Source organism: Kitasatospora sp. NPDC127121 (assembly GCF_042677305.1).
In the GTDB taxonomy this organism is placed as follows: Bacteria; Actinomycetota; Actinomycetes; order Streptomycetales; family Streptomycetaceae; genus Kitasatospora.
Genome location: NZ_JBHXTQ010000006.1, coordinates 125,596 through 147,086 on the forward strand (window position 1 = coordinate 125,596; position 21,491 = coordinate 147,086).

Genomic DNA, 21,491 nt, shown 5'->3' on the forward strand with positions numbered 1-21,491 from the left:
CCCCGGCGGGCGCGGAACGTGGCGAAATGCCAGAGTTATGGGGATTTGCGATATAGCTGGAGCCGTACGACGGGAGATGCGCCCCCATGCCTGACACTCCGACCCCCGCCACCATGCACAAGAACCCCGGCCACGTCGCGGCCGCCGGCTCCGCCGTCCACGCGCCGTCCTCGCCGTCCGCCGCCTCCGCCGCGACCGACGCCGGCAAGCCGACCGGCGAGCGCGGCCGCACGGCGCTGGCCGTCGGCGTGGTCGAGAAGATCGCCGGGATGGCCGCCCGCGAGGTCAACGGCATCCACGCCCTCGGCTCCGGCCTCGCCCGCACCTTCGGCGCGATGCGCGACCGGGTGCCGGGCGGCAAGTCCGGCGTCGGGCGCGGCATCAAGGCCGAGGTCGGCGAGAAGCAGACCGCCATCGACATCGCCCTGGTCGTCGAGTACGGCGTGGTCATCCCCGAACTCGCCCGGCAGGTACGGGAGAACATCATCGACGCGGTCGAGCGGATGACCGGCCTGGAAGTCGTCGAGGTCAACATCGCGGTCAACGACGTCCACCTCCCCGACGAGCCCGACGTCGAGGAGGAGGAAGAGGAGACGGTCGTCGCGGGGCAGCGGCCCAAGCTCAAGTAGCGAGCCCACGAAGCGCCCGGCGGCGGGCGGCAGCGAGGACGAGGAGTAGCGGATGAACCTGGCCATCGTCGGCCTGGTGGTGGGCATGGCCCTCGGCTTCGCCGGGTACTTCGGCGGCTTCGCGGCGTTCCTGCTGGTCGCCGCGCTCGGGCTGGTCGGCTTCGTGGCCGGCCGCCTGCTGGAGGGCGACATCGAGCTGGGCGACCTCGGCGACCTGCTCCGCGGCCGCGACCGGCGCCGTTGATGGCGGCTCCCACCACCAGTGCCCGCCGCGAACCCGCCGCCCGGGGCCGACTCCGGATCGCCGACCGCGTCTACGCCCGCATCGCGGCCCGGGCCGCCCGCGAGGCCCTCGCCGACGCGTGGACCGGCCGCACCGCCAAGGGCGCACCGCCCGCCGTCTCGGTGGCCACGCCCGGCAGCACCGTGACCGTCCGGGTCGCCGTCGCACTGCCCTTCCCCGCCGACCTCGCGGCGCTCGCCCGGGCCGTCCGCGAACGCGTCGCCGCGCAGGTCGCCGGGTTCACCGGGACCAGGGTGTCCGAGGTGGTCGTCGTCGTGGAGCGGCTGGTGACCGGGGGAGTGTCATGAGTGCGGGGGGCGAACCGGTGCCCGGCGAGGAGGCGACGGCGGCCGGGGACGGGCCCCCGCCGGAGAAGGTACGGCGGCCGCGGGCGCCGCGAGCCGTCGTCGCGGCGCTCGTCGCCACCGTGCTGCTGGTGCTCGCGGGCGCGCTGCTGTACGACGTGATCGCCGTCCGCGCCGGGTACCCGACCCGCCGGTGGCGCGCCCGGATCGCCGACGAACTGGCCACCCGTCACCTCGACTACCTGTGGGCGCTGGTGGGTGCCGGCGCCGCCGTCCTCCTCGGCGGGGTGCTGCTCTGGCTGGCCCTCGCCCCCGGTCTCGGCCGCTGGCTCCCGCTGCGCCGGCACGGCGACACCGGCGCCGTCATCGACCGGGCCGGCATCGGGCACCTGCTCGCCGACCGCGCCGCCGGACTCCAGGGCATCGACCAGCTGCGGATCCGGATCAGCCGCCGGCGCGTCCGGGTCACCCTCATCGGGGCGGCGGACCCGGTGTTGGTCCAGCGCCAACTGCGCGATGAGCTGGCACGGGTGACGCTGGCCCGGCCGCTGCGCCTGGACGTGCGGGCGGCGCCCGGGGCGGGGCCCGGGGTGGGGGCGGCGGGATGAGGCGGACGGCCGTCAACCGGGTGCTGCTGGGGGTGGTCGGGGCGGTGCTGCTGGCCGCCGGCGTGCTGGTGCTGGCCGGCGGGCTCGACCTGTACCGGCGGCTCGGCGCCGACCCGCCGGGCTGGTGGCCGCTCACCTCCCCGGACCAGCCGGTGCTCAGTGCCCGCTCGCGCACCCGCTGGGCGGATTCGGCCTGGTGGTGGCCCACCGTCATCGGCGGGCTGGCCGTGGTGGTCGCGGGCACCGCCTGGTGGCTGGTGGCGCAGCTGCGGCGCAGCGGCCCGGCCGGCCTCGTCGTGCCGACGCCCGGCGCCACCGGACTCCGGCTGCGGGTCCGCACCCGGGCGCTGGAAGAGGCACTGGAGACCGGGACGGCCACGCTCCCCGAAGTCGAGCGCGCGGGCGTACGCCTGGTGCGCGCACCCGGGCACCCGCGGCTGCGGGGCGTCGTCCGGCTCACCCCCGGCGGCGATCCGGCGGCCCTGGTGGAGCACTTCGACACCGGCCCGCGAACCGACGCCCGGACCAGCCTGGGCCTCCCGGAACTCCCCGCCGACCTGCGGATCCGGATCCTCCAGGCCGCCCGGCCCGAGTCGCGACGGCGCCGCGGGCGGCGCAGACCCCCGCGGGTGGAGTGAACCAGGGGCGGGCGGAGCCGGGCGCCCGCCCCTGTGTGCGTCCTAGAGAGGGCGCAGGGCGCCGCCGTCGACGGGGATCATCACACCGGTCAGGTAGGAGGCGGCGGGGGAGAGCAGGAAGGCCGCGACCTTGCCGAACTCCTCCGGGGTGCCGTAGCGGCCGAGCGGGATGGTCGCGGCGGCCTGGGCGCGGGCGGCGTCCGGGTCGCCGCCCAGGGAGTCCAGCTCGCGCACCCGGTCGGTGTCGATCCGGGCCGGGAGCAGCCCCACCACCCGGATGCCGCGCGGGCCGAGCTCGTCGGCGAGGGACTTGGCGGCCATCGCCAGCCCCGGGCGCAGGCCGTTGGAGATGCCCAGGCCGGGGATCGGCTGGCGCACCGAGCCGGAGAGCACGAAGCCGATCACGCCGCCCTCGCCGAGGGCTGCGGCGGCGGCGCGGGCGAGCCGCAGCGCGCCGAGGAAGACCGACTCGAACGCGTCGCGCCAGGCCTCCTCGGGGGCGGTGGCCACCGGGCCGGCCTGGGGGCCGCCGACGCTGATCAGCACGCCGTCGAGCCGGCCGAAGTGCCCGGTCGCCTCGGCGATCAGCCGTTCGGCGGTCGCCGGGTCGGCGTTGTCGGCGGCCAGGCCGTGAGCCGTCCCGGCGCCGCCGATGGCGTCCAGCTCGGCGACGGCGGCGGCCACGGACTCCTTGCCGCGTCCGCTGACCAGCACCCGTGCTCCGTCGGCGGCCAGCTCCCGGGCGGCGGCGAAGCCGAGGCCCCGGGTGGCGCCGGTGGCCACGTACACCTTGTCCTTCAGTCCAAGATCCATGGGGCCCATCCTGCCGGGTGGCGGGCGCGAGGGGGAGGGCCGGGGGCTGGGGGGCGGTCGGAGCCGGGCTGGCGTTGACGTCCGGGTCAAGGTCTACCGTCGGTCCCGGCGGCGTGCGGAGGCGGGCCGGGAGAGCGGGTGCGGGGATGCGGATCGGGGAGCTGGCGGAGCGGGCGGGGACGACCACCCGAGCGCTGCGGTACTACGAGCAGCTCGGCCTGCTGCCGGCCCGCCGGGCGGGCAACGGCTACCGGGCGTACGACGAGGAGGACCTGCGGCTGCTGCGGCAGATCCGGACGCTGCAGGACTTCGGGTTCGGCCTGGAGGAGACCCGCCCGTTCGTGGAGTGCCTCCAGGCGGGCCACCCCGAGGGCGACTCCTGCCCGGCCTCGCTGGAGGTGTACCGGCGCAAGCTCGCCGAACTGGACGAGTGCATCGCCCGGCTGCAGGATGTCCGGGCCCAGGTGGCCGGGCAGTTCGACCGGGCGGTACGGGCCCGGGACGGGCTGGCGGCCGAGCCCTCCGGACAGCCGCCGCGCTGTGAACTGGCGAACGAATGGGCGAAGGAGTAGACGATGGTGCAGATCCCAGGGGTGCCCGCGGTGACGGACGACACGTTCGCCGCGGAGGTGCTGGCGGCCGAAGGGCCGGTGCTGGTGGACTTCACGGCGGACTGGTGCCCGCCGTGCCGGATGATGGCGCCGGTGCTGGCGGACGTCGCCCGTGAGGAGGCGCACCGGCTGCGGGTGGTCAGCGTGGACGTGGACCGCAATCCGCGCACCCAGGCGGCGTACGGGGTGCTGTCGATGCCGACGCTGATGGTGTTCCGCGGCGGCGAGCCGGTGCGTTCGGTGGTCGGCGCCCGGGCCAAGGCGCGGCTGCTGCGCGAGCTGGAGGACGTGCTGTAGGCGGTTCTCCGGGGCGTTCCCCCGGGTAGGGGCCTCGGGCCGGGGCCTCAGGCCGCCGGTACGGCCTCGACCGGCACCTCGGCCTCGGCGGCCTGCTTGGCCCGGTCCTTGGCCTCGCGGCGGGCCAGCACCCCGACCCCGACCGGGATCATCGCGGTGAACAGCCACCACTGGATCGCGTACGCCATGTGCGGGCCGATGTCGGAGTGGTTGGGCTCGGGGATCAGCTCGGGCTGGTCGGCGGGGGCCGGGGTGGTGGCGGTGAGCTCCAGGTAGCCGCCGAGCACGGTGGTGACGCCGGTCTCCTTGGCCTGCTGCTCGGTGTTGATCAGGTTGAACTGCCGGTCGGGCAGGCCGGCGCGGTCCTTGATGCCGCTGCTGCCCGTGGTCTCGTCGGCGCGCATCCGACCGGTGAGGGAGACCTCGCCGGTCGGGGCGGCCGGGACGGTGGGGTAGGCGGTGGCGCCGCCGTCGCCGGCCACCCAGCCGCGGTTGACCAGGATGCTGCCCCTGCCGTCGGAGAGCTTGAGCGGGGTGATGACGAAGTAGCCGATCGTGTCCCCGCTGGAGTCGGTCCGCTTGCGGACGACGAACTCGTGCGCCGTGTCGTACTGCCCGGTGGCCGTCACCGGGTGCCAGATGAGGTCCTTGGGCACCGCGAAGCCGGGGGCCGACGACACCGTGTCGAACGGCACGGGGGCGACGGTGAGGGCCTTGCCGATCAGGTCGTTCCGGGCCACCCGCGACTCGTGGCGGTGCAGCTGCCAGAAGCCCAGCTCGATCGTCGCGGGGATCAGCAGCAGCGCGATCAGCATGGTGATCAGCCACTGGCGGGTCAGCAGAAAACGGTACACATGGGCACGGTACGCCGACTTCACATCCGGCTCACGCACCGGGGTGCGGGGCGACCTCGCGGAGCAGTTGGAGGAAGGCGTCCTCGCCGACCACCGGCGTGCCGACCTCGCGGGCCCGGCGGGCCTTGCCGCTCCAGCTGCCCGGCTCGTTGGTGACCAGCAGGCTGGTGAGCCGGCTCACCGAGGTGGCGATGTGCAGGCCGGCCTCGGCGGCGCGGTCCTCCAGCAGCTCCCGGTCGGTGGCGGTGTCGCCGGTGAAGGCCACCCGCATGCCCTGCACCAGCGGCTTGCCGTCCTCCCAGCGTCCCGGGTTGGGGTACGGGCAGGGCGGGCGCTTCTTGGCCTGGCGGTAGGCGGCGCCGGTCCAGGAGGCGCGGCCGGGGGTGGCGGGTTCGTCCTCGCCGAGGTCGGTGACGGCCACGCAGGCCTGCACCGGCAGCGGGACGCCGCCCTGGCGGGCCAGGTGCAGGCTGGGGCGGAATGCCTCGGCGAGCACCCGGGCGTCGTCCAGGGCGTTGTGGGCGTGCTGCTGGCGGACGCCGAAGTGGGCGGCGAGCGAGGACAGCTTACCGTTGGGCAGCGGCAGCCGCAGGTCGCGGGAGAGCACCATGGTGCAGATCCGCTGCTCGACCGGGGCGCGCAGGCCGGCCCGGGCGAACTCGCGCGAGATCATGTTCCAGTCGAAGAGCGCGTTGTGGGCGACCAGGACCCGGCCGTTCAGCCGGTCGGCGAATTCGTCGGCGATCTGCGGGAAGGTCGGGGCGCCGGAGAGCAGCTCCGACGTGAGGCCGTGGATCCAGACCGGGCCCGGGTCCCGCTGGGGGTTGACCAGGGTGTACCAGTGGTCGGTGACCTCGCCGTCCGGGTCCAGCTGGTAGACGCCCGCCGAGATGACGCGGTCCGAGCGGCCGAGGCCGGTGGTCTCGACGTCGACCACCGCGAAGCCCTCGGCGGGGGCGGCGGTGCGCTGGGCGGGGACCTGGACGGTCCGCGGCGCGCCGTACGTCTCGGGCTGGATCGGGTGCATGGTCCAACAGGATAAGCGCCGTCGGGCCCGCGTCCGGTCGAAATGTTCCGGCCGAGCGACCGGAATAGAGTATTCCGCATAGGCGTCGCCTAGCCGGTCGACGCCGTCAACCGGCTGCCGACACCCCCCGACGGCCGACTCCGTAAGGACGAACTCCCATGCGCGCCACCGTGATCCATGGCCCCAATGACATCCGGATCGAAGAGGTCCCGGACCCGGTGATCCAGCACCCGACGGACGTCGTGGTGCGGGTGGTGAACGCCTGCATCTGCGGCAGCGACCTGTGGGCGTACCGCGGGGTGGCCCAGCGGGTGGCCGGGCAGCGGATCGGGCACGAGTTCCTGGGCGTGGTCGAGGAGGCGGGCGCCGAGGTGCGCGGCTTCGCGCCGGGCGACCTGGTGGTGGCGCCGTTCGTCTGGTCGGACGGCAGCTGCGACTTCTGCCGGGAGGGCCTGCAGACCTCCTGCCCGCACGGCGGGTTCTGGGGCGAGGTCGGCTCCGACGGCGGCCAGGGCGAGGCGGTGCGGGTGCCGTTCGCGGACGGCACGCTGGTGAAGCTGCCGAAGGAGGCCGCGGGCGACGAGAAGCTGCTGCCGGGACTGCTGGCGCTGTCCGACGTGATGGCCACCGGGCACCACGCCGCCGTGTCGGCCCGGGTGCGCCCGGGCGTGACGGTCGCCGTGGTCGGCGACGGCGCGGTGGGCCTGTGCGGCGTGCTGGCGGCGCACCGGCTGGGCGCGGACCGCATCATCGCGCTGGGCCGGCACACCGCCCGCACCGACCTGGCCCGGCGCTTCGGCGCGACCGACGTGGTGGCCGAGCGCGGCGAGGCCGCGATCGAGGCGGTGAAGGAGCTGACCGGCGGCCAGGGTGCGCACGCGGTCCTGGAGGCGGTCGGGACCGAGGAGTCGATGCGTACGGCCGTCTCGATCGCCCGGGACGGCGGCGCGGTGGGCTACGTCGGCGTTCCGCACGGCGGCAGTGCGGGCGTCGACATCGGTCAGATGTTCGGCCGAAACGTTTCGCTCAACGGCGGCGTCGCCCCGGCCCGCGCCTACATCCCCGACCTGCTGCCGGACGTCCTCTCCGGGGCCATCGAGCCGGGTCTGGTGTTCGACCGGACGGTGGGCCTGGACGGTGTCCCGGACGGGTACCGGGCGATGGACGACCGCTCGGCGCTGAAGGTCCGGATCACTTTCTGACGATGCGTCAGAAGGGGCGGCACTGCTGGACGGTGCCGCCCCTTCGGCATGTGGCGGCGGTGTTGTGAAGTGGCGCGAGTGGTGGTTTTCGGCCAATTGGATAGTGCGAGAGGGTGAACGACTGGCTGATCGCGGTCAACCCCTTTCGGGGCGGGCGCGACGCTCCTAGCATTGCGCGGCGCGCACACGGATTGTGACGCCCCTCACGTCCGATCGTTCCCCGTGTGCGACCGCTACGCCGAAGGAGTGAGGAGAGACAGAGTGGATTCGCCGCCGATCACCACTACCCCTACGGAAGTCCAACTCATCGATGAGAGCGAGGAGTTCCGTACCCTGAGGCGCTCGTTCCGGAGCTTCGCCTTCCCGGTCACCATCGGCTTCGTGCTCTGGTACCTGCTCTACGTGCTGCTCTCCTGCTACGCGCCCGGCCTGATGGGCGCCAAGGTCGTCGGGCACATCAACGTGGCCCTGGTGCTGGGGCTGCTGCAGTTCGTCACCACCTTCGCCATCGCCGCCTGGTACGCCCGCTACGCCGACCGGCGGATCGACCCGACCGCCGCCGCGATCCGCGAGGCCCACGGCGCCGTCGTCCACGCTCCCCGGGAGTCCGCCGAATGACCCTGCTCGCCAGCTCCGCCACGGAGCACCGCGGCATCACGATGACCCTCTTCGGGTTGTTCGTGCTGGCCACCCTCGCGATCACCGTCTGGGCCGGGCGGCAGACCAAGGACGCGGCCGACTTCTACGCCGGCGGCCGCGGCTTCACCGGATTCCAGAACGGCCTGGCCATCTCCGGCGACTACATGTCCGCCGCGTCCTTCCTCGGCATCGCCGGCGCCATCGCGCTCTCCGGCTACGACGGCTTCCTCTACTCGATCGGCTTCCTGGTCGCCTGGCTGGTCGCGCTGCTGCTGATCGCCGAACCGCTGCGCAACTCCGGCCGCTTCACCATGGCGGACGTCCTCGCGTTCCGGATGCGCCAGCGCCCGGTGCGCACCGCGGCGGGCGTCTCCACCATCGTGGTGTCGATCTTCTACCTGCTCGCCCAGATGGTCGGCGCCGGGACGCTGGTCGCCCTGCTGCTGGGGGTCAACGGGGACGCCGCCAAGCGCTGGACCATCGTCGCGGTCGGCGCGCTGATGGTCGTCTACGTGGTGATAGGGGGCATGAAGGGCACCACCTGGGTGCAGATCGTCAAGGCCGTGCTGCTGATCGCCGGCACCGCGCTGATGACCGTCCTGGTGCTCGCCAAGTACCACTTCAACCCCTCGGAACTGCTCGGCGCCGCCGCCAGCGCGAGCGGCAAGGGCGCGGCCTTCCTCGAACCGGGGCTGAAGTACGGGGCCAGCGACACCAGCAAACTCGACTTCATCAGCCTCGGGATCGCGCTGGTGCTCGGCACCGCAGGCCTGCCGCACATCCTGGTCCGCTTCTACACCGTGCCCACCGCCAAGGCGGCCCGGAAGTCGGTGCTCTGGGCGATCGGCATCATCGGCGTCTTCTACCTGATGACCCTGGCGCTCGGCTTCGGCGCGGCGGCGCTGGTCGGCCCCAAGGCGATCAAGGCGGCCAACGCCTCCGGCAACACGGCGGCCCCGCAGCTGGCCGAGGTGCTCGGCGGAGGCTCCGGCACCACCGGCGGCGCGATCCTGCTCGCGGTGATCTCCGCCGTCGCCTTCGCCACCATCCTGGCCGTGGTCGCCGGACTCACCCTGGCGTCCTCCGCCTCCTTCGCGCACGACCTGTACGCCAACGTGATCCGGCGCGGCAAGGCCACCGAGAAGCAGGAGGTGCTCTCGGCGAAGTGGGCCGCCGTCGCGATCGGCGCGGTGGCCATCGTGCTCAGCCTCTTCGCGGGCAAGCTCAACACCGCCGCCCTGGTCGCCCTGGCCTTCGCGGTGGCCGCCTCGGCGAACCTGCCCACCCTGCTCTACTCGCTGTTCTGGAAGCGCTTCACCACCTCCGGCGCGGTCAGCTCGGTCTACGCCGGCCTGATCAGCTCGGTGGTGCTGGTGGCCTTCTCCCCGGTGGTCTCCGGCGCGAAGACCTCGCTGTTCCCGGACACCGACTTCCACTGGTTCCCGCTGGAGAACCCGGGCCTGGTCTCCATCCCGATCGGCTTCCTGGCCGGGTGGATCGCCACCCTGCTGTCCAAGGACCGACCCGACCCGGCGAAGTACGCTGAACTGGAGGTTCGGGCGCTGACCGGGCTGGGCGCCCACTGACCGGGCGCCCACCGACCGACCGGCGATGACTATGCTGGCCCGGCCCGCCGTGACGGTGGCCGGGCCGGCCGCATTCTCGGGAAGGGACGCACGTGCTGCTCGACACCTTCGGACGCCAGGCCGTCGACCTGCGGGTATCCCTCACCGACCGGTGCAACCTCCGCTGCACCTACTGCATGCCGGAAGAGGGCCTGCGCTGGCTGGCCAAGCCCGAGCTGCTGACCGACGAGGAGATCGTCCGGCTGGTCACCCTCGCGGTGCGCGACCTGGGCGTCCGGGAGGTCCGCTTCACCGGCGGCGAGCCGCTGCTGCGCCCCGGCCTGGTCGCCATCGTCGCCGCCTGCTCGGAGCTGGAGCCGCGCCCCGAGCTGTCCCTCACCACCAACGGCATCGGGCTGGCCCGTACCGCGACGGCGCTGCGCGAGGCCGGGCTCGACCGGGTCAACGTCTCGCTGGACACCCTCGACCCCGAGGTGTTCCACACCCTCACCCGCCGCCACCGCCACCAGGACGTGCTGGCCGGGCTGGCCGCCGCCGAGGCCGCCGGGCTGACGCCGGTCAAGCTGAACGCGGTGCTGATGCGCGGGGTCAACGACCACGAGGCGCCCGACCTGCTGGCCTGGTGCCTGGAGCACGGCTACGAGCTGCGCTTCATCGAGCAGATGCCGCTGGACGCCCAGCACGGCTGGGACCGCTCCGCGATGGTCACCGCCGAGGAGATCCTCGACCTGCTCGGTGCGCGGTTCACGCTCACCCCGGAGCCGTCCGCCCGCCGGGGCGCTGCGCCCGCCGAACGCTGGCTGGTGGACGGCGGCCCGGCCCAGGTGGGCGTGATCGCCTCCGTCACCCGCCCGTTCTGCCGGGCCTGCGACCGGACCAGGCTGACCGCCGACGGGCAGGTGCGCAACTGCCTGTTCGCGACCGGGGAGACGGACCTGCGCACCGCCCTGCGCTCGGGCGCGGACGACGCCGAGCTGGGCGCGCTGTGGCGGGCGGCGATGTGGGGCAAGAAGGCCGGGGCCGGGATCGACGACCCGGAGTTCCACCAGCCCGAGCGGCCGATGTCGGCGATCGGCGGCTAGCGGGCCTCGGGCGGCGTGGGAGGCCAGGAGCGCCCCGGGCGGTCAGGGCGTTTCGGACGGGTCCGGGGTCCAGTCGGCGAAGGCGACGACCTCCTTGAGGAAGCCGCGCACGCCGAGGAACTGGGACAGGTGCTCACGGTGCTCGTCGCAGGCGAGCCAGGTCTTGCGGCGGTCCGGGGTGTGCAGCTTGGGGTTGTTCCACACCAGCACCCAACGGGCGTCCGCCCGGCAGCCCTTGGCGGAGCAGATCGGCGTCTGCGAGGTGTCCATCGGGTCGTCCTCAGCGCTAGGCGGGTGGTCTGCACCGCCAGTGTTTCACGCGCTCCGCGCGGCCCGGAGGGAGCCCGCCCGGATCCGGGCATGGCGACGCCGGGCAGCCACGGGGGGAGCCGCCCGGCGTCGGTCCGTCGCTCCGACGGGGGATGCGGAGCGCGTACGCAGTATGTCACGCCAGGGGCCTCGGATGGGGAGGTCTTGCATGATTAATCTGAGCTTCTTCTGAGCTTTCTTCGAGCCTGATTCTCTCGAAACGTCGCGAAACGGACGGTCAGTTCGGGCCCTGTGAAGGATCGGTGGCAGCGGACTTTGCCCCATCTGTACCGGGGGCCCCAGCTGCCCCACCCCTCCCACCCGTCCCACCGGGGCCGAGCATCAGCGGGGTGTCCAGCGGGATGTCGAAGGTGCTCGGCAGTCCCGGCGCCCGCTCCCGGCCCGCGTTGGCGATCAGGACGGCGAAGTACGGCAGCAGCACGGCGCCGGCCAGCGCCGCGAACGCCAGCCACCGCTGGACGTCCCACAGCACCACGGCGAGCAGCACGCAGACCGTCCGGAGCAGCATCGAGACCACGTAGCGGCGCTGCCGCCCGCGGACGTCCTCGGTGAGGCTGCTCCGCGCTCCCGTGATCCGGTGGACCTGCTGTCCACCGTCGGCGCTCTTGCCCATGTCCTACCGCCCTCGTCCACGCTCCCGCGCGACTCGCCGCGCGGCCTCCTCACGGTACGCCTGGGCAGCGGGGACGACGAGACCGGGTGGGGCGGACCCACCCGGTCGGGTGTGCGAAGGGACTGTCCGGCCGATCGGGACGGCCGATCGGGACGGCAACAGGGATAGTGAGGGGCCTCACGACCGCCGGGAGAGGAACTGCGGCGGGACGGCGTCGGTGAGCCAGACGCCGTTGTCGCTGATCCGGAACTCGTGGCCGGCCGCCGCCATCGCGGCCGCGTTCACGGTGAGCACCACCGGGCGGCCGTGCCGGGCGCCGACCCGGACCGCGGTCTCGGTGTCCGCGGACAGGTGGACGTCCTGCCGGGCCATCGGGCGCAGGCCCTCCCGGAAGATCGACGCCAGGTGGCGGTCGGCGGTGCCGTGGTAGAGCACCGGGGGCGGCACGGTGGCGGCCAGGCCGAGGTCGACCGCCACCGTGTGGCCCTGGTTGGCGCGGATCGAGAGACCGTCCGCGGAGTAGCCGAAGCGGCGCTTGTTGTTGGTCGCCACCACGTGGTCCAGATCGGCCCTGGTCAGCCGGTTGCCCTTCGCCGCGAGGGCGGTGAGGAGCACGTCGATCCGGATCCAGCCGGACTCGTCCAGCGTGACGCCCACCCGCTCCGGTTCGTGCCGCAGGATGCGCGACAGCATCTTGCTCGTCTTGACCAGCCGCTTCTCGTCCATCATGTCTCTCGTATCCCCCCGTTGGTCAGTGGCTATGAGGCCTGGCTGACCGAACTCATGTTGAAGTCCGCGACACGCACGGGTGGCATCGCGGTGCGGGTGAAGTAGTCGCTCCACTCGCGGGGCAGGCAGCGCTCGGTGCGGCCCGCCTCGGTGATCCGGTCCAGCAGGTCCACCGGGGACTCGTTGAACCGGAAGTTGTTGACCGCGCCGACGACTTCGCCGTTCTCGACCAGGTAGACGCCGTCCCGGGTCAGACCGGTGAGCAGCAGCGTCGCCGGGTCCACCTCGCGGATGTACCAGAGGCAGGTGAGCAGCAGGCCGCGCTCGGTGCGGGCGATCATCTCGTCCAGGGTCGGCGCGCTGTCCTGGTCGGCCGTCTCCAGCACCAGGTTGTCGCCGAACGGGCGCAGCGGCAGGCCGGTGAGGCCGGCGGAGTGGCGGCTGGTGACCAGGTCGGTCAGCATGCCCTCGCGGATCCACTCGGTGGCGTCGATCGGCAGGCCGTTGTCGAAGACCGAGATGTCCCCGCCGGTCGAGTGCGCGAGGACGAACGGCTCCGACTCCAGGCCGGGTTCGGCCGGGTCCGTGCGCAGCGTGAGCGGCAGCCCGGCGAGCTTGTCGCCGATCCGGGTGCCGCCGCCGGGCTTGGAGAAGACGGTGCGGCCCTCGTGGGCGTCGCGGCCGACGGCGGACCAGGCGAGGCAGAGCATCAGGTCGGCGACGGCCGAGGGCGGCAGCAGCGTCTCGTACCGGCCGGCCGGCAGGTCCACCTTGCGGGCGCCCCAGCCGAGGCGCTTGGTCAGCTCGGTGTGCAGGGCGGTGACGTCCACGTCGGAGAAGTCCCGGGTGGCGGCGCCGGCCCACGCGGAGCCGGACAGGTCGGCGGTCTTGGCGTTGATCTCGACCATGCCGGTCGGCTGGTCGTGGCGCAGCCGCAGGCCGGTGGAGGTGCCCAGGTAGCTGCTGACCACCTCGTGCCGGGCGAAGCCGTACAGCAGTTCGCCCTGCGCGGCGGCCCGGGCGAAGGCCTCGCCGAGGGCCGGGCCGAAGGCGTCGAACACCGCGATCGAGGTCTCGGCGGGCGGCCGGGTGAAGTCCGGGGAGGACGGCCGGTCGGCCACCAGCGGCTGGGCGTCCTCGGCCGGGCCGGCCGCGCGGGCGGCCTCCTCGGCGGCGCGGACCAGGCCCTCCAGCTCGTCCGGGGTGACGGCCTCGCGGGAGACCACGCCGGAGGCGGTGCCCTCGGCCCCGGCCACGGTGGCGATCACGGTGAGGCGGCGGCCGCGGGTGACGCCGTTGGTGGTCAGCGAGTTGCCGGCCCAGCGCAGGTTGGCGGTGGACTCCTCGTCGGCGATCACCACGCAGCCGTCGGCGCGGGCGAGGCCGAGTGCCAGCTCGACCAGTTCGTGGGGCTGCATCGCGGTCATCAGTGACCCGCCTCCTGCTGGGTGTTGAGCACGTTGACGTTGCGGAACAGCGCCGACGGGCAGCCGTGGCTGACCGCCGCGATCTGGCCGGGCTGCGCCTTGCCGCAGTTGAAGGCGCCGCCGAGGACGTAGGTCTGCGGGCCGCCGACCGCCGTCATCGAGCCCCAGAAGTCGGTGGTGGTCGCCTGGTAGGCGAAGTCCTTGACCTGGCCGGCGAGTTCGCCGTTCTTGATGGCGTAGGCGCGCTGGCCGGTGAACTGGAAGTTGTAGCGCTGCATGTCGATCGACCAGGAGCGGTCGCCGACGATGTACAGGCCGTTCTCCACCCCGGCGAACAGGCCCTCGGTGTCCGGGCCGTCGGCGGCGGGCTGGAGCGAGACGTTGGCCATCCGCTGCACCGGCACGTGGGCCGGGGAGTCCGCGAAGGCGCAGCCGTTGGAGCGCTCGAAGCCCTTCAGCTTGGCCATGCCGCGGTCGAGTTGGTACCCGACCAGGGTGCCGTCCTTGACCAGGTCCCAGGACTGGGTGGCGACGCCCTCGTCGTCGTAGCCGATCGTGGACAGGCCGTGCTCGGCGGTGCGGTCGCCGGTGACGTGCATCAGCTCGGAGCCGTACCTGAGCGAGCCGAGCCGGTCGAAGGTGGCGAAGGAGGTGCCGGCGTAGGCGGCCTCGTAGCCGAGGGCGCGGTCCAGCTCGGTGGCGTGGCCGATCGACTCGTGGATGGTCAGCCAGAGGTTGGACGGGTCGATGACCAGGTCGTAGCGGCCGGCCCGGACGCTCGGCGCCTTCATCTTCTCGGCGAGCAGGGTGGGCAGTTCGGCGAGTTCGGCGTCCCAGTCCCAGCCCGTTGCGGTCAGGCCCCGGCCGTCGGGGGACGGCCCCCGGACCCCCGTGAGGTACTCGAAGCCGCGCCCGACCGGCGGGGCCAGCGTGCGCATCGAGTCGAAGGCCCCGGTGCGCTCGTCCACCGAGGTGGCCTCCAGCGTGGGGTGCAGCCGGATCCGCTGCTGGGTGGTGACGGTGCCCGCGGTGTCCGCGTAGAACTTGTTCTCCTGGACGGTCAGCAGGCTCGCCTGGACGTGCGAGACGCCCTCGGCGGCCAGCAGCCGCGAACTCCACTCGGCGAGCAGTGCGGTCTTCTCCGCGTCCGGCACCTCGAAGGGGTTCACCTCGTAGGAGGAGACCCAGGTGGCGTCCCGGTACACCGGCTCGTCGGCCAGCTCGACCCGTTCGGCGGAGCCGGCGGCCCGGCTGATCCCGCCGGACAGGCGGGCCACCGCGACGGCCTGCTCGGCGACCCGCGCCGCCGCGTCGGCGGTGAGGTCCACCCCGGCGGCGAAGCCCCAGGCGCCGTCCAGCAGCACCCGGACGGCGAAGCCGAGTTGCACGCTGTCGGAGGTGCCGGCCGGGCGGGCGTCGCGCAGCCGCCAGGAGGCGCTGCGGACCCGCTCCAGGCGGAAGTCGGCGTGGGCGGCGCCGAGTTCGCGGGCCCGGGTGAGGGCGGCGTCGGCGAGGGTGCGCAGCGGGAAGGCGAGGAACAGCGGGTCGACGGCGCGCCCGTGCGGGGCGCCGACGCTGTCGGCCGGAGGGATCGGAGGCAATCGTGCTCCCTGGTCGCGGAGGGTGGCGGTGCGGCGCCACACAGGGGCGCCCGCACCGCATCATGGCCGGTCCAGGGGGTTTCGGCCAGCGCATTTCGGCCGGTGCGCCGCCGTGGTGGCCGGTCGGTCAGCCGACGATCTCCCACCAGCCGTCCAGCTCCGGCGGGTTGTCCACGTCGACCCGCTCGCCGGGGCGTGGCACGGCCAGCGGGACGGCCTGCGCCTTGGCCTCGGCCAGCAGCCGCTCGATCGGCTCGGCCCACGGGTGCAGGCCCAGGTTGAAGGTGCACCAGTGCACCGGCACCAGCAGGCCCGCCTGGAGGTCGCGGTGGGCGCGCACGGCGTCCTCGGGGGTCATGTGGATGTCGGCCCAGGCGGCGTCGTAGGCGCCGATCTGCACCAGCGCGGCGTCGAAGGGGCCGTGCCGGTCGCCGATCCGGGCGTAGCCCTCGAAGTAGCCGGAGTCGCCGGTGTAGAAGACCTTGCGGTCGGGGCCGGCGATCACCCAGGAGCCCCACAGGGTGGTGTTGCGGGTCAGGCCGCGGCCGGAGAAGTGGTGCGCCGAGGTGAGGGTGAGCACCAGGTCGCCGAGGGTGCAGGTCTCGTCCCAGTCCAGCTCGATGATGCGGTGCTCCGGGACGCCCCAGCGGCGCAGGTGGCCGCCGATGCCCAGCGGCACCGCGAACGGCGCGGACTGGCTGCGCACCAGGCGCTTGACCGTCGCCATGTCCAGGTGGTCGTAGTGGTCGTGCGAGATCAGTACGGCGTCGACCTGCGGCAGCTCCTCCAGTTCCACCGGCACGGGGTGCAGCCGCTTGGGGCCGACGTGCGCGGCGGGGGAGCAGCGCTCGCTCCAGATCGGGTCGAGCAGCACCCGGGAGCCCTCGATCTCCACCAGCGCGGAGGCGTGCCCGTACCAGGTGATCGCCACGCCCTCGGCTGCCGGGCCGGGGCCGCCGGCGGGGCGGACGGTCGGCACGGGGTGGGCGGGGACGCGGCCCTCGCGCTCGAACAGCATCCGGCGGATGGTGCCGCGGTCGATGTCCGGGGCGGTGGTGGCCCGGGCCAGGGTGGAGGGGGCGTTGTGGAAGACGCCGTCGCGGTACTGCGGCGAGTCGCGCACCCGCTCCTCGTGCTCGCCGTCCGGCCGCCGGCCGAACGCCGCCGGCAGGTCGCGCAGCGACCAGGCGGCCGCTCCCAGGCCGGCCGCGAGGGCGGTCAGGGCCAGCAGCCGTCCGTTCCGGTGGGTGCTCCTGGGCCGTGCCTTGGTCATGCGCCCTGCCTTCGTTCCTCGCGGGACCCTTCGGGGGATCGGTACGGCCGGTCCCGGGTCGGCCCACACCACGGGGGCAACGGGTGCGCGGGGCCGTGTTGTTCCCGTACGGCGGCGCCGGCTGGGCTCCGGCCGTGGTTCGGTCAGGGCGGCTGAGCAGGTGCGGGGCGCTGCGGGTACGGATTGTCGGATTGCGACAGTTCCTCCGGTGCGGCGCTGTGGGAGCCCGATGCGCCGACACCGCCGACCGCCCGATAGCGTCACACTGCGTACGCGTTCCGACGTACGTCCGCACACACGGAGAGAGGTGGATCGTTGAGCCGCTCGGTTCTCGTCACCGGAGGAAACCGGGGCATCGGCCTCGCGATCGCCCAGGCCTTCGCCGAGGCGGGTGACAAGGTCGCCATCACCAGCCGCTCGGGCGAGGTGCCGGAGGCCCTGCAGAAGTACGACGTCCTCGCGGTGCGCTGCGACATCACGGACGCCGCGCAGGTCGACGCCGCCTTCACCGAGATCGAGGAGAAGCACGGCGCGGTCCAGGTGCTGGTCGCCAACGCGGGCATCACCAACGACACCCTGCTGCTGCGCATGTCCGAGGAGGACTTCACCTCCGTCCTGGACACCAACCTGACCGGGGCCTTCCGGGTGGTCAAGCGCGCCTCGAAGCTGATGATGCGCGCCCGCAAGGGCCGCGTCGTGCTGATCTCGTCCGTGGTGGGCCTGTCCGGCTCGCCGGGCCAGTCGAACTACGCCGCGTCCAAGGCGGGCCTGGTCGGCTTCGCCCGGTCGCTGGCGCGCGAGCTGGGCCCGCGCAACATCACCGTCAACGTGGTCGCCCCCGGCTTCGTCGACACCGACATGACCGCTGTGCTCAGCGACGAGCGCCGCGCGGACATCGTCTCGGGCGTGCCGCTGGGCCGCTACGCGTCGCCCGCCGAGGTCGCGTCCACCGTGCGGTTCCTCGGTTCGGACGAGGCCGCGTACATCACCGGAGCCGTCATTCCCGTGGACGGCGGATTGGGCATGGGTCACTGAGCATGACTGGAATCCTTGAGGGCAAGCGCATCCTGATCACGGGTGTGCTGATGGAGTCCTCCATCGCCTTCCACGCCGCCAAGCTCGCCCAGGAGCAGGGTGCGGAGATCATCCTCACCGCGTTCCCGCGTCCGAGCCTGACCGAGCGGATCGCCAAGAAGCTGCCGAAGCCGGTCACCGTGCTGCCGCTGGACGTCTCCAGCGAGGAGGAGCTGGCGGGCATCGCCGACACGGTCCGCGAGCACCTGCCGACCCTGGACGGCATCGTCCACTCGATCGGCTTCGCCCCGCAGGACGCCCTGGGCGGCAACTTCCTGGACACCCCGTGGGAGTCCGTGGCCACCGCGATGAACGTCTCGGCCTTCTCGCTGAAGTCGCTGACCATGGCGCTGCTGCCGCTGATGCAGGACGGCGGCTCGGTCGTCGGCCTCACCTTCGACGCGCAGTTCGCCTGGCCGCAGTACGACTGGATGGGCCCGGCCAAGGCCGCCCTGGAGTCGACCAACCGCTACCTGGCGCGCTACCTGGGCGAGCGGGACATCCGCTGCAACCTGATCTCGGCCGGCCCGCTCGGCTCGATGGCCGCCAAGTCCATCCCGGGCTTCGGCGACCTCGCGGACACCTGGAACCACCGCTCCCCGCTGAAGTGGGACCTGACCGACCCGGAGCCGGCCGGCCGCGGCATCGTCGCGCTGCTCTCGGACTGGTTCCCGAAGACCACCGGCGAGATCATCCACGTCGACGGCGGTCTGCACGCCATCGGCGCCTGACCGCTTCGCCGCACACCGCTGCCCGGCACCCTCGTGGGGGTGCCGGGCAGCGGCGTTCCAGGACGTGCCAGGACGCCTCAGACGTCGGCGGGGGTGCACGCGCCGATGGCGCGGCCGGCCTCGACGGAGGCGCGCTGGGCGTCGCCGGCCCGGATGGCGTCGAGGATGGTGGCGTGGCCGATGTAGCGCTCGGCGATCAGCTCGGGGCCGACGTCGTGCCGCAGGTGGGCGCGGGTGACCTCGCCGAGGTCGGCGTAGACGGCGGCCAGCACGTCGTTGTGGGCGGCGGCGACGACGGCCTGGTGGAACGCGGCGTCGGCCTGGATGAAGTCCTCGGCGTCGCCGGAGTGCCAGGCGCTCTCGCGGCGGCCCAGTGCGGCGTCCAGCAGGCCGAGGTCGCGGTCGGTGCGGCGGGCCGCGGCGAGGCCGGCCGCGGAGGTCTCCAGGGCGGCCCGCAGCTCGGCGACCTGCGCCTGGTCGGCGTCGGCGAAGCGGCGGTGCATGACCCCGGCCAGCTCGCTGGTGGCGAGCACGTAGGTGCCGGAGCCCTGGCGGATGTCGAGCAGCCCGTTGTGGGCGAGGGCGCGGACGGCCTCGCGGACGGTGTTGCGGGCGACGCCGAGCTGTTCGACGAGTGCGGCCTCGGTGGGGATGCGTGAGCCGACGGGCCACTCTCCGGAGGTGATCTGGGCGCGCAGCTGCGCGATCACCTGGTCGGACAGCGGGGTGCGCCTCGGCGAGGACAGCGCCACGGGTACTCCTTGCGGCTACGGTTCGATGGACGGGGCCGGCGGGTGGGAGGGCCGGCGTCCGGTGGGGGTGCGGGTCGGCACATCATGCCAATTCGAAGGTGCGCCAATTCATCCCATCATTCTATGATGGTGCCCATGCCTCCCGCAGCAGACACCACCGCCTCCCCACGAACCGAGGCCCGGCCGCAGACCGAGCGGCCCTCCACGCCCTCCTCCGGCAAGCACCTGGTCTGGCTGTTCGCCATCGCGATCGCCGCCGCCGCCTTCAACCTGCGCCCCGTGGTCACCAGCCTCGGACCGCTGCTCGACCAGGTCCGCGCCGACCTCGGGATGAACCCGACGCTCGCCGGGCTGCTCACCGCCGTCCCGTCGCTCTGCTTCGGCCTGTTCGGCTTCGCCGCGCCCTCGATGGCCCGGCGGATCGGCCCGATCGCCGTGATCACCGCCGGCATGGGCGCGATCACCCTGGGCGTGCTGTCCCGCTCCTTCGCCGGCGGCACCGCGGTGTTCCTGCTGCTGACCGCGCTCGCGCTGGCCGGCGTGGCGGTCTCCAACGTGCTGATCCCGGTGGTGATCAAGCGCTACTTCCCGGACAAGGTCGGTCCGATGATCGGCCTGTACTCGATGGCGCTGTCGGCCGGCACCGCGCTGGCCGCCGCCGTCACCGTGCCGATGACCAGCGCGCTCGGCGGCGACTGGCGCTACGGCCTGGGCGTCTGGGCCGGTCTCGCCGCGCTGGCCCTGCTGCTCTGGCTCCCGGTGCTGCTGACCAAGCGCGAGCGCGGCGAGCGCGCGGGCGGGGCGGCCGCCGCCAGGCTGCCGATCACCCGCAGCCGGACGGCCTGGGCGATGGCCTGCTTCTTCGGCCTCCAGGCCACCGGCGCCTACGTGGTGATGGGCTGGATGCCGAAGATCTTCCAGGACGCCGGAGTCGACAAGGGCACCTCCGGGGTGCTGCTCGCGGTGACCATGGTGATCGGCGTGCCGGTCTCCTTCGTGCTGCCCAACCTGGCCGCCCGCCGCGGCGACCAGCGGCTGTTCGTCGTCGTGCTGGCCGCCTGCGGCATCGCCGGGTACGCCGGGCTGGCGCTGGCCCCGGCCGGCGCGTCGTGGCTCTGGGCGGTCCTGGTGGGCCTGTCCAACTGCGCCTTCCCGCTGGTGCTGACGATGATCGGGCTGCGCGCCCGCACCGCCGGCGGGGTCGCCCAGCTCTCCGCCTTCGCCCAGGGCGTCGGCTACCTGATCTCCATCCCCGGCCCGATCCTGATCGGCCGGATCTACCAGATGACCGGTGAGTGGTACGGCCCGCTGGGCTTCCTGGCACTGCTGCTGGTGCCGCAGATGCTGTTCGGCCTGCGGGCCGCGATGGCCCGGCACATCGAGGACGAGGCGGTCCACCCCGTGGCGCAGGTCAAGGCCTGACCAAGGGCCGGCCAACCCCGAGGGGTCGGTGACCGACGGGCGTGTTCGGGGTGGAAGAATCCCGGACATGCCCGTTCTCGATCCCAACCCGACCGACGGCCGCAAGCAGCTCGGCCAGATCGCCCTGGCGATCGCCGGCATCGTGGTGCTGGTGGCGATCATCGCCTCCGTCGCCGCCGCCATAGGCTGATCCGGTCCATCCCCCCCCGCGCACAACCGCCGCTCATCGGCCACCCCCCGTTTATCGGAAGGGCCGGACGAACGGCGGATGATGACACCCGCCACCCCTGCGAGTGGCGGCATCCGGGAGCATCGCGCCCCGGAGCGGCTTTTCTGCCAAGCTTGCTGGGTATGAGCGCCGACACGTCCCGCAGGATCATCGTTCTCCGCCATGCCAAGGCCGACTGGCCCAACGGCGTGGACGACCACGAGCGGCCGCTGGCCGACCGGGGCCGTCACCAGGCCCCGGACGCCGGCCGCTGGCTGGTCGACTCCGGCATCAACCCCGAGTACGTGCTCTGCTCCACCGCGCTGCGCACCCGCGAGACGTGGAAGCTGGCGGCGCACGAGCTGCCGAAGCGGGCCCGCAAGACCGTGTACGAGGACCGGATCTACGAGGCCAGCCCCGGCGAGATCATCGCCGTCCTCCAGGAGACCCCGGAGGAGTACGCGGACGTGGTGCTGGTCGGGCACAACCCCGGCGTGCTGGGCCTGACCCAGGTGCTGGCCGGGGACGCGGGCGACCGGGACGCGCTGGAGCGGCTGCGGCTCGGCGGCTTCCCGACGGCGGCGATCGCGGTGCTCAGCTTCAGCGGCTCGTGGAAGGGCGTCGAGCCGGGCGCGGCCGCGCTGGTCTCGTACTACACGCCGCAGGACTGACCCGGTACGGAGCTCCGGGTTCCGTACGGGCTCCGTTGCTCCGGGCTTCGGGCTTCGATGACGACGAGGGGCGCGCGGACCAGGTC

General features: G+C 73.3%; 26 protein-coding genes. 16 read left to right on the forward strand and 10 right to left on the reverse strand.

The window, feature by feature from the left end:
- Positions 1-86: 86 nt before the first annotated feature.
- The 5 genes from ACFVHI_RS06185 to ACFVHI_RS06205 are packed head-to-tail and all read left to right on the forward strand — an operon-like array spanning position 87 to position 2,463.
- Positions 87-629: an Asp23/Gls24 family envelope stress response protein gene (locus ACFVHI_RS06185; protein WP_244293477.1), complete on the forward strand. Its 543-nt coding sequence runs from the start codon at positions 87-89 to the stop codon at positions 627-629.
- Positions 630-681: 52 nt separating this feature from the next.
- On the forward strand, positions 682-873 hold the full coding sequence (locus tag ACFVHI_RS06190; protein ID WP_063349611.1) for a hypothetical protein: 192 nt from the start codon (positions 682-684) through the stop codon (positions 871-873).
- Complete coding sequence (locus tag ACFVHI_RS06195) at positions 873-1,220, forward strand: Asp23/Gls24 family envelope stress response protein (RefSeq protein WP_363369085.1); 348 nt, start codon at positions 873-875, stop codon at positions 1,218-1,220. Before ACFVHI_RS06190 ends, ACFVHI_RS06195 begins: the two co-directional genes overlap by 1 nt.
- Positions 1,217-1,825: a DUF6286 domain-containing protein gene (locus ACFVHI_RS06200; RefSeq protein ID WP_380336258.1), complete on the forward strand. Its 609-nt coding sequence runs from the start codon at positions 1,217-1,219 to the stop codon at positions 1,823-1,825. The genes ACFVHI_RS06195 and ACFVHI_RS06200 overlap by 4 nt, the downstream gene beginning before the upstream one ends.
- A complete protein-coding gene (locus tag ACFVHI_RS06205) occupies positions 1,822-2,463 on the forward strand; it encodes an alkaline shock response membrane anchor protein AmaP (RefSeq protein WP_380336261.1) in 642 nt (213 codons plus the stop codon). Before ACFVHI_RS06200 ends, ACFVHI_RS06205 begins: the two co-directional genes overlap by 4 nt.
- A gap of 42 nt (positions 2,464-2,505) precedes the next feature.
- Here ACFVHI_RS06205 and ACFVHI_RS06210 read toward each other — a convergent pair whose 3' ends face one another.
- Positions 2,506-3,276, reverse strand: coding sequence for an SDR family oxidoreductase (locus ACFVHI_RS06210; RefSeq protein ID WP_063349615.1), 771 nt, complete (start codon positions 3,274-3,276; stop codon positions 2,506-2,508).
- A gap of 146 nt (positions 3,277-3,422) precedes the next feature.
- Here ACFVHI_RS06210 and ACFVHI_RS06215 point away from each other — a divergent pair, with 146 nt between their 5' ends.
- Complete coding sequence (locus tag ACFVHI_RS06215) at positions 3,423-3,848, forward strand: MerR family transcriptional regulator (RefSeq protein WP_063349616.1); 426 nt, start codon at positions 3,423-3,425, stop codon at positions 3,846-3,848.
- Positions 3,849-3,851: 3 nt separating this feature from the next.
- Positions 3,852-4,184, forward strand: coding sequence for a thioredoxin (gene trxA, locus ACFVHI_RS06220; RefSeq protein WP_063349617.1), 333 nt, complete (start codon positions 3,852-3,854; stop codon positions 4,182-4,184).
- A 47-nt stretch (positions 4,185-4,231) separates the two neighbouring features.
- Here the strand turns inward: trxA and ACFVHI_RS06225 are convergent, their stop codons facing one another.
- Complete coding sequence (locus ACFVHI_RS06225) at positions 4,232-5,038, reverse strand: SURF1 family protein (protein WP_063349618.1); 807 nt, start codon at positions 5,036-5,038, stop codon at positions 4,232-4,234.
- A 31-nt stretch (positions 5,039-5,069) separates the two neighbouring features.
- Positions 5,070-6,065, reverse strand: coding sequence for a DEDDh family exonuclease (locus tag ACFVHI_RS06230; RefSeq protein WP_380336267.1), 996 nt, complete (start codon positions 6,063-6,065; stop codon positions 5,070-5,072).
- 158 nt (positions 6,066-6,223) lie between these two features.
- Here ACFVHI_RS06230 and ACFVHI_RS06235 point away from each other — a divergent pair, with 158 nt between their 5' ends.
- From ACFVHI_RS06235 to moaA, 4 genes are all read left to right on the forward strand, one after another.
- The gene (locus ACFVHI_RS06235; RefSeq protein WP_063349619.1) at positions 6,224-7,267 is read left to right on the forward strand and encodes a zinc-dependent alcohol dehydrogenase family protein; all 1,044 of its coding nucleotides are present in this window, start codon (positions 6,224-6,226) and stop codon (positions 7,265-7,267) included.
- Positions 7,268-7,528: 261 nt separating this feature from the next.
- Positions 7,529-7,885 (forward strand): DUF485 domain-containing protein, encoded by a 357-nt coding sequence (locus ACFVHI_RS06240; RefSeq protein ID WP_063349620.1) that lies wholly within the window; start codon positions 7,529-7,531, stop codon positions 7,883-7,885.
- Positions 7,882-9,492, forward strand: coding sequence for a cation acetate symporter (locus ACFVHI_RS06245; RefSeq protein WP_380336270.1), 1,611 nt, complete (start codon positions 7,882-7,884; stop codon positions 9,490-9,492). Before ACFVHI_RS06240 ends, ACFVHI_RS06245 begins: the two co-directional genes overlap by 4 nt.
- A gap of 92 nt (positions 9,493-9,584) precedes the next feature.
- Complete coding sequence (moaA, locus tag ACFVHI_RS06250) at positions 9,585-10,574, forward strand: GTP 3',8-cyclase MoaA (protein ID WP_063349622.1); 990 nt, start codon at positions 9,585-9,587, stop codon at positions 10,572-10,574.
- A 42-nt stretch (positions 10,575-10,616) separates the two neighbouring features.
- Here the strand turns inward: moaA and ACFVHI_RS06255 are convergent, their stop codons facing one another.
- The 6 genes from ACFVHI_RS06255 to ACFVHI_RS06280 all read right to left on the reverse strand — a co-directional run bounded on the left by ACFVHI_RS06255 (position 10,617) and on the right by ACFVHI_RS06280 (position 16,547).
- Positions 10,617-10,844 (reverse strand): hypothetical protein, encoded by a 228-nt coding sequence (locus ACFVHI_RS06255; protein WP_380336273.1) that lies wholly within the window; start codon positions 10,842-10,844, stop codon positions 10,617-10,619.
- A 277-nt stretch (positions 10,845-11,121) separates the two neighbouring features.
- Entirely contained in the window at positions 11,122-11,517 is a 396-nt protein-coding gene (locus ACFVHI_RS06260; protein ID WP_063349624.1) for a DUF3099 domain-containing protein, read from the reverse strand.
- Positions 11,518-11,694: 177 nt separating this feature from the next.
- Entirely contained in the window at positions 11,695-12,243 is a 549-nt protein-coding gene (locus ACFVHI_RS06265) for an RNA 2'-phosphotransferase (RefSeq protein ID WP_063351459.1), read from the reverse strand.
- A gap of 32 nt (positions 12,244-12,275) precedes the next feature.
- Entirely contained in the window at positions 12,276-13,673 is a 1,398-nt protein-coding gene (locus ACFVHI_RS06270; RefSeq protein WP_380336277.1) for a metallopeptidase TldD-related protein, read from the reverse strand.
- Positions 13,673-15,274, reverse strand: coding sequence for a TldD/PmbA family protein (locus ACFVHI_RS06275; RefSeq protein ID WP_244293478.1), 1,602 nt, complete (start codon positions 15,272-15,274; stop codon positions 13,673-13,675). The genes ACFVHI_RS06270 and ACFVHI_RS06275 overlap by 1 nt, the downstream gene beginning before the upstream one ends.
- Before the next feature lie 127 nt (positions 15,275-15,401).
- Complete coding sequence (locus tag ACFVHI_RS06280) at positions 15,402-16,547, reverse strand: MBL fold metallo-hydrolase (protein WP_063349626.1); 1,146 nt, start codon at positions 16,545-16,547, stop codon at positions 15,402-15,404.
- A gap of 315 nt (positions 16,548-16,862) precedes the next feature.
- Here ACFVHI_RS06280 and fabG point away from each other — a divergent pair, with 315 nt between their 5' ends.
- Together fabG and fabI are read left to right on the forward strand one after the other, a co-directional pair.
- Complete coding sequence (gene fabG, locus ACFVHI_RS06285) at positions 16,863-17,582, forward strand: 3-oxoacyl-[acyl-carrier-protein] reductase (RefSeq protein ID WP_063349627.1); 720 nt, start codon at positions 16,863-16,865, stop codon at positions 17,580-17,582.
- A gap of 2 nt (positions 17,583-17,584) precedes the next feature.
- Complete coding sequence (gene fabI / locus ACFVHI_RS06290; protein WP_063349628.1) at positions 17,585-18,352, forward strand: enoyl-ACP reductase FabI; 768 nt, start codon at positions 17,585-17,587, stop codon at positions 18,350-18,352.
- 77 nt (positions 18,353-18,429) lie between these two features.
- Here fabI and ACFVHI_RS06295 read toward each other — a convergent pair whose 3' ends face one another.
- Entirely contained in the window at positions 18,430-19,104 is a 675-nt protein-coding gene (locus ACFVHI_RS06295; RefSeq protein ID WP_063349629.1) for a FadR/GntR family transcriptional regulator, read from the reverse strand.
- A gap of 135 nt (positions 19,105-19,239) precedes the next feature.
- Here ACFVHI_RS06295 and ACFVHI_RS06300 point away from each other — a divergent pair, with 135 nt between their 5' ends.
- From ACFVHI_RS06300 to ACFVHI_RS06310, 3 genes are all read left to right on the forward strand, one after another.
- Positions 19,240-20,526 carry an MFS transporter gene (locus tag ACFVHI_RS06300; RefSeq protein WP_079135934.1) on the forward strand — a complete coding sequence of 429 codons (1,287 nt, stop codon included), beginning with the start codon at positions 19,240-19,242 and terminating at the stop codon, positions 20,524-20,526.
- Positions 20,527-20,593: 67 nt separating this feature from the next.
- Positions 20,594-20,716: an SGM_5486 family transporter-associated protein gene (locus tag ACFVHI_RS06305; protein ID WP_279634939.1), complete on the forward strand. Its 123-nt coding sequence runs from the start codon at positions 20,594-20,596 to the stop codon at positions 20,714-20,716.
- A gap of 161 nt (positions 20,717-20,877) precedes the next feature.
- Positions 20,878-21,405 carry a histidine phosphatase family protein gene (locus ACFVHI_RS06310; RefSeq protein WP_063349631.1) on the forward strand — a complete coding sequence of 176 codons (528 nt, stop codon included), beginning with the start codon at positions 20,878-20,880 and terminating at the stop codon, positions 21,403-21,405.
- The last annotated feature ends 86 nt before the right edge of the window (positions 21,406-21,491 follow it).